We start from the raw sequence: 5,797 nt of genomic DNA, 5'->3' as shown, positions 1-5,797 counted from the left end.
GCGGCACCTTGTGGGTGAAGGTCTGCTTGATAAGGCCGGGCAGCACGCCTTGCACCAGTGCCGAGCCCAGGCCGCAGAGCGCCGCGCTGGCGATCAGCAGGGCGCCGCTCTGGGCATCAAAGCGCATGGCGTTGCCCATCCCCAGCAGCAAGAGGGCAGCACCCAGCAGTTGGCGCGGGCCTGTGAGGCGGCGCAGGCCCGGGGTGATCAGCACGCCGATCCCGATCAGCCAGAGCGGCAGCAGGGTGAGCCACGCCAGGGTATCCATGCCCAGCGCCAGCGCGTCGGCAATGTCGCGGCTCAAGGGGCCGATGGCGGTGAGGAAGGGGCGCAGGTTGAGGCCAATCAGGATCACCAGCACCAGCAGGGCGGTGTGGACTGGGTGTTGATCCGTATTTCGTTGATTCATCAGGCATCGCCCTCGGCGCAGAGGGAAACGGGGAGCATTCGGGAAGCGGAAGCATCGGGGCTGAACATGGCAGAACACCGTCAAAGGGGGCAAAAACGCCAGCCTAGCGGGGTTGAAAGTCATTTGGAAATTAAATGATAGAATGACATTCAGTGGTTTTGCAAATGGAGTGCCCCATGCTGGATCCCCTGTTACTGCGCAGTTTTGTCGCCATTATCGACACCGGCAGCTTCACCCGCGCCGGTGAGCGGGTGCACCTGACCCAATCTACCATCAGCCAGCAGATACGCCGCCTTGAGCAGCAGCTCGGCTGCCCGCTGCTGGATCGCGCTGGCCGCCAGGTGGTGGCGACGGCGGAGGGCGAAAAATTGCTGGGGCTGGCCCGCCGCATTCTGGCGCTGCTGGCACAGGCCGAGGAACAGGTGACCGAAGGGAGCCTGCAACTGAGCCTGGGAGTGCCGGAAGACTTTGCCGCCGGTGCCATGGCCCCGGTGTTGGCAGCCTTTGCCCGCGACTATCCCGAGGTGCGACTGGAGGTGCACAGCGGCCTGAGCCACGAGATCTGGCAGCACTTCGAAGCCGGTGAGCTGGATCTGGCGCTGGTCAAGCAGGCGCGTGGGCAAGGCGCCCCCCTCGCCAGCTGGCGTGAACCCCTGGCCTGGGTCGACAGTCGCGACTGGCCCGCCAGCGAGCGTGACCCTTTGCCGCTGGTGGTGTTCCCTAGCGAAGGCCTCTATCGGCGGCAGATCACCGAGGCGCTTGATGGACAGGGGCGGCGTTGGCGCATCGCCTATGTCAGCGCCAGTCTCGCCAGTTTGCAGGGGGCCGTGAGTGCGGGGATCGGGGTGAGCTTGCTGCCCAAACGGCTGTTGCAACCGGATCAGGTGACCCTGTCGCACTGGCCCAAGATCAATCCGGTAGAGTTGGCGCTGCATGCCGGGGCGAGTGGGGGCGAGCCACTGACCCGCTTGAGCGCAGCCCTGATCGCCCTTTGTGACGAGGTGATGGGGCCGCAGTAACCGGCGACGCTGGTGATGGTGAGCAGAAGAGTCTGCGCCGGTAAACCCGAAGCCGGAAGAAAGAGCGACCAGGAGTGGGTCAGTGATCCTTGCCTTCTTTCAGCTTGCGTTGATAGTCCTCGGCGACGATGGCCAGCGCTGCCAGGGCAAGCGCCGGATCGATCCGGTTGGTTTCCAGCAGCTCGATAAGATCCACCGCGAGCTTGACCTCGGGCGGGGCATTTTCCAGTGACATGACAGACTCCGTAACGGGGAAAATGCCATTATACAGAGCCGCACCCGGATAGGGACCGGCTCTGTGTCACGGGTGATGCAGGGCTCAGAGGTGCTGGCGCATCTCCTTGTCGATCTCCTCGCGCAGGGCCATCAGCTTTTTGGCGTAGAGCTGTAACTGCCGATCACTCTCGCTCACCGGTTGCCACTGGGGCACAGGGGTCGGTGTGCCTGTCTCGTCCATGGCCACGAAGATGATGATGCAATGGGTGGTCTTGTGGCGCTCCCGGCTGGCCGGATGGCGGCTGTAGACATCCACTGCCAGGTGCATGCTGGTGGTGCCGGTGTGGATCACCTGGGCGTGAACCTCCACCAACTGGCCTATCTGGATGGGGCGCAGAAAGCGAATGCCCCCCACGTAGACAGTGACCGCATAGCCGCTGCACCAGCCGGCGGCGCAGGCGTAACCCGCCTGATCGATCCACTTCATCACCATGCCGCCGTGTACCTTGCCGCCGAAGTTGACGTCGGCGGGCTCGGCCAGAAACTGCAGGGTCAGTTCGCGGGGTGGGGTCATACACTCTCCTTTTCCTGACAATAGTTGCGGGGCCGGTGGGCTTACCGGCGCCCTGGCAGGCCCGAGAAGCAGGCCCGCATGTATGTCAGGTATACCGTGAATAAAGACAAGATGCACCGGACCCGGCGCGATATTGGGCAGGCATTCACTCTTGGTTCATAAACGTGGCGCGAGCATGGGGATTCCATTGCGAGGAGTCATGATGAAACAGATGCTGGATCAGTTGTTGGGCGCTGGCAAAGGCTGGCTCAACGAAGGCGGCGACAGCCGCAAGTCGCAGATGAAGGGCATGGCGCAAGGCGGCCTGGCCGCCGGTGCCATGGCCTTGCTGCTTGGCAACAAGAAGGTGCGCAAGTATGGCGGCAAGGTGGCGGCGGTAGGCGGGGCGGCGGCCCTCGGTGGCCTCGCCTACAAGCTTTATCAGGATTGGCAGGCCCAGCAGAGCGGAGCCACGCAACCCACCCAGCCCCTCGATACCCTGCAGGGGCAGGCGCTGGATGCGCGCGCCACCCTGCTGGTGCGCGCCATGGTGGCGGCGGCCCGGGCCGACGGCCATATCGACGCGGCCGAGCGCCAGAAGGTCCAGGACTACCTGACCGAGCAGGGCCAAAGCGATGCGGCGCGCTGGATTGACGCCGAGCTGGCCCGTCCCCTCGATCCGCAGGCGCTGGCCCGGGAGGTGACCGACATGGAGCAGGCCACCGAGGTCTACCTCGCCTCCCTGCTCGCCATCGATGTGGATCACTTCATGGAGCGCGGCTATCTGGATGAGCTGGCACGGGCCTTGAAACTCGATGACAACCTCAAGGGGAGTATCGAGCGGCAGGTGGCCCAGCTGGGATCCCCGAGCTGACGCTGTGGTAGCGGGAATGGCCATAACGCCCCGTCACGGGGCGTTGTTGTTGCCCGCGGCGAGGCTCACACACAGCCACAAGTGAATACGATTGACCCTTGTAATTGCCGCTGACTCCCATAATGATGGGCTTTTCGCCCATCCCAAAGAGGATGGACGTGCCCACCTGTTAGCAAGCACCAGAGCAAGGAGCACATGTTGGAGATACGCACGGCAACCGGGCAGGATATCGACGCCATTCTCGAGCTGAATCGACAGATAGGCTTGATCCACTTTGAACATGCCCCCGATGTGTTTTGTCCGCCATCACCGCAGGAGCGGGGTTTTCTGCTCAATGCCATCGGCAGCGAAGGGCGACTGTTTTGTGTCGCCGTGCTGGATGCCGAGGTGGTGGGTTTTCTGACCGCCAGAATAGACATCAATGAAGCCATCCCCTTTCTCACCAGGCTCCCCATCTGCCGTATCGGCTCAGTGGTGGTTGACGAACACCACAGGTCCCGAGGCATAGGCAAGGCTTTGATTGCCCATTGCGACGACTGGGCCAAGGCCCGTGATGCCTGTCAGATCCGGTTGGAAGTCATGTCCTTCAATGAGAGAGCCAAGTCGCTTTATGAAACATTAGGGTTCAAGGTGCAGTCACAGATCATGGCCAGATAAGTCGCGTTATCTCCCACACAGAGGCCCGTTACGGGCCTCTGTTGTTTGCTTTTTCTGGTGAGTCATTTTCTGCCGGGCTCTGGTTATACGTTGCCTATATTGAGTGGCAGAATAATATATAACTGTGCTGGTTTTAATGAACAAATGAAATTGTAATGCAGGGCTGGAACATTTTGTAACAATTTATGTAGTTGTAAAAGAATGTAATTCGACTCTTTACTTGTGGCAGGTGTGATCATGCGTTTAAAATGCACTGTGCATATCGTAGGCGCTGCTAACTAAAATCAACCACTGTGCAAGATAATATTGGCTAGTTACCTTTATGCTTTTCTTGTCAGAAACCGGATTGGTTTTACTTCTGTATTGTTTGTTCTTTTATTAGGAGATTGAGATGAAGATTTCTATTATCGCTACAGCATTGGTAGTGGCTGGTTCAGGTTTCGCTGCAAACGCTTCAACGGTTGGGGACATCGCCGTATATGCAACAGAAAAATCGCAAGGCTCAATGTCGATAGGAACCAAAGATGCTTACACAAAAACCTTTGAAATTGCTTTGGCAAAGCTATCTGGCAATGACATCGACTTATCAAAAACTTGCTTGAAAGCATACGCCAAAAATAATCAGGAGTTCAAGTTAGACACCGTTGATGAAGCCCTGGCTTCAGGTGTTCTGAAAAAGGGTAATATGGTAAAAGGGATTGCAGTATTTGCTGATAATAATGATGCCATCCTTAACGCTGCACTGGTAAAAATATCTGATAACTGTCATTAAACTTCACCCTCAACTTATGATGTTGGAATGCCAGTCGCATACGCGACTGGTTGGGAAGATTAAATCGTGATTAAGGTTTATACCGTTTTTTATACGCATACGTTAAGCGCATTTTCCAAATATTTCATATGCCACAGAAAGTGACGCTTATTCATACGAAGAGCTTTGCTTAAGTGTGGTGTCGATAAGCCCGGCCAGTTTGATCAGGGCGGCCTCCAGCTGCGGGCTCCAGGGATGGGAGCTGTTGAGACGCAGGCAGTGGTTGTGTTGCCCCTGGCTGGAAAAAAGCGCACCGGGGGCCACTGAAAAACCACTGGCAAGGGCCTTGGCGTGCAGGGCGCGGCTGTCGAGGCGGGTGTCAAACTCCAGCCAGAGGAAGTAGCCGCCATCGGGGGAGGAGATGCGCACCTCATCCGGGAAGAGGCTCAGCAGGACCGCCCGCATCTGCTGCTGGCGCTGTGCCAGGGTGTGGCGCAGACGGCGAAAGTGGGCATCCACGCCGCCGTTGAGCAGCATCTGGGCCAGTGCCAGTTGGCTCGGCACATTGGTGGAGAGGGTCGACATCAGTTGCAGCCGCTGGATGCGTTCGGCATGGGGCCCCGCCACCACCCAGCCGACCCGAAAGCCCGGTGCCAGGCACTTTGAAAACGAGCTGCAGAGCAGGCTATCGCCGCGTGCATCCCAATACTTGATGGGCCTGGGCCGCTCGCGGCCAACATAGATCTCGGCATAGACGTCGTCCTCCACCAGTGCGACGCCGTGGGTGTTGAGCAACTGCATCAGCCCGCGTTTGTGTTCATCAGGCATGGAGTGGCCCAACGGGTGCTGCACATTACCCATCAGCCAGCAGGCCCTGATGGGGCGCTCGGCCAGCGCCTCGGCCAGCAGCGCCAGATCGATACCTATCCCCGGGATCACCGGGATCTCCACCGCTTTCAGCTTCAGCCGCTCTATGGCCTGCAGGGCACCGTAGAAGGTGGGGGTTTCTACCACCACCCAGTCCCCCGGCTCGGTCAGCACCTGCAGGCTGAGGGAGAGCGCCTCCATGGCCCCCGTGGTGATGATGATCTCCTGCGGGTCGACCGCCAGCCCGTCGCTGGCGTAGCGCTGGGCGATGGCGCGGCGCAGCGCCTCGTTGCCGGGGGGAAGGTCGGCCACCGTGCTGAAGGGATCGAGCTTGCGCATGCAGCTGGCCAGTGCCCGCCCGAGCTGGGGATGGGGAAACAGGGTCGGATCGGCCACCGACATGCCAAGGGGCACCAATTCCCGCGATTTGCTCGCCTGCAGGACCTCGAAC

At 59.6% G+C, this 5,797-nt stretch carries 7 protein-coding genes and 1 pseudogene; 4 read left to right on the top strand and 4 right to left on the bottom strand.

Annotated elements, in window-relative coordinates; translation table 11 throughout:
- A pseudogene (locus tag AAC083_RS11635) lies at positions 1-409 on the bottom strand (MFS transporter); the annotation flags it as partial.
- 176 nt (positions 410-585) lie between these two features.
- Between AAC083_RS11635 and AAC083_RS11630 the strand changes: the two are divergent.
- Complete coding sequence (locus AAC083_RS11630; protein WP_108536676.1) at positions 586-1,428, top strand: LysR family transcriptional regulator; 843 nt, start codon at positions 586-588, stop codon at positions 1,426-1,428.
- Positions 1,429-1,507: 79 nt separating this feature from the next.
- Here the strand turns inward: AAC083_RS11630 and rsmS are convergent, their stop codons facing one another.
- Entirely contained in the window at positions 1,508-1,663 is a 156-nt protein-coding gene (gene rsmS, locus AAC083_RS11625) for a pleiotropic regulatory protein RsmS (protein ID WP_084204560.1), read from the bottom strand.
- Positions 1,664-1,747: 84 nt separating this feature from the next.
- Positions 1,748-2,218, bottom strand: a complete 471-nt coding sequence (locus tag AAC083_RS11620) for an acyl-CoA thioesterase (protein WP_042034564.1) — start codon at positions 2,216-2,218, stop codon at positions 1,748-1,750.
- 202 nt (positions 2,219-2,420) lie between these two features.
- On the opposite strand from AAC083_RS11620, the gene AAC083_RS11615 reads away from it, so the two are divergent.
- From AAC083_RS11615 to AAC083_RS11605, 3 genes are all read left to right on the top strand, one after another.
- Positions 2,421-3,071, top strand: coding sequence for a tellurite resistance TerB family protein (locus AAC083_RS11615; RefSeq protein WP_042034563.1), 651 nt, complete (start codon positions 2,421-2,423; stop codon positions 3,069-3,071).
- 198 nt (positions 3,072-3,269) lie between these two features.
- Positions 3,270-3,728, top strand: a complete 459-nt coding sequence (locus tag AAC083_RS11610; RefSeq protein WP_181364724.1) for a GNAT family N-acetyltransferase — start codon at positions 3,270-3,272, stop codon at positions 3,726-3,728.
- Between the two features lie 391 nt (positions 3,729-4,119).
- The gene (locus AAC083_RS11605) at positions 4,120-4,500 is read left to right on the top strand and encodes a DUF4354 family protein (RefSeq protein WP_108536674.1); all 381 of its coding nucleotides are present in this window, start codon (positions 4,120-4,122) and stop codon (positions 4,498-4,500) included.
- Positions 4,501-4,647: 147 nt separating this feature from the next.
- Here the strand turns inward: AAC083_RS11605 and AAC083_RS11600 are convergent.
- On the bottom strand, positions 4,648-5,797 hold a 1,150-nt coding region (locus AAC083_RS11600; RefSeq protein ID WP_108536673.1), incomplete at its 5' end, for an aminotransferase-like domain-containing protein.

The sequence above is a fragment of the Aeromonas sp. HMWF014 genome, from assembly GCF_963878295.1.
Lineage (GTDB): Bacteria > Pseudomonadota > Gammaproteobacteria > Enterobacterales > Aeromonadaceae > Aeromonas > Aeromonas popoffii.
The sequence above is the reverse complement of the archived record's forward strand: the minus strand, read 5'-3'. Positions and strand labels throughout refer to the sequence as shown.

Excerpts from the sequence above, each read along its gene's own strand:
- AAC083_RS11630 (WP_108536676.1), top strand. The coding sequence starts at position 586 with ATGCTGGATCCCCTGTTACTGCGCAGTTTTGTCGCCATTATCGACACC.
- rsmS (WP_084204560.1), bottom strand. The coding sequence starts at position 1,663 with ATGTCACTGGAAAATGCCCCGCCCGAGGTCAAGCTCGCGGTGGATCTT.
- AAC083_RS11620 (WP_042034564.1), bottom strand. The coding sequence starts at position 2,218 with ATGACCCCACCCCGCGAACTGACCCTGCAGTTTCTGGCCGAGCCCGCC.
- AAC083_RS11615 (WP_042034563.1), top strand. The coding sequence starts at position 2,421 with ATGAAACAGATGCTGGATCAGTTGTTGGGCGCTGGCAAAGGCTGGCTC.
- AAC083_RS11605 (WP_108536674.1), top strand. The coding sequence starts at position 4,120 with ATGAAGATTTCTATTATCGCTACAGCATTGGTAGTGGCTGGTTCAGGT.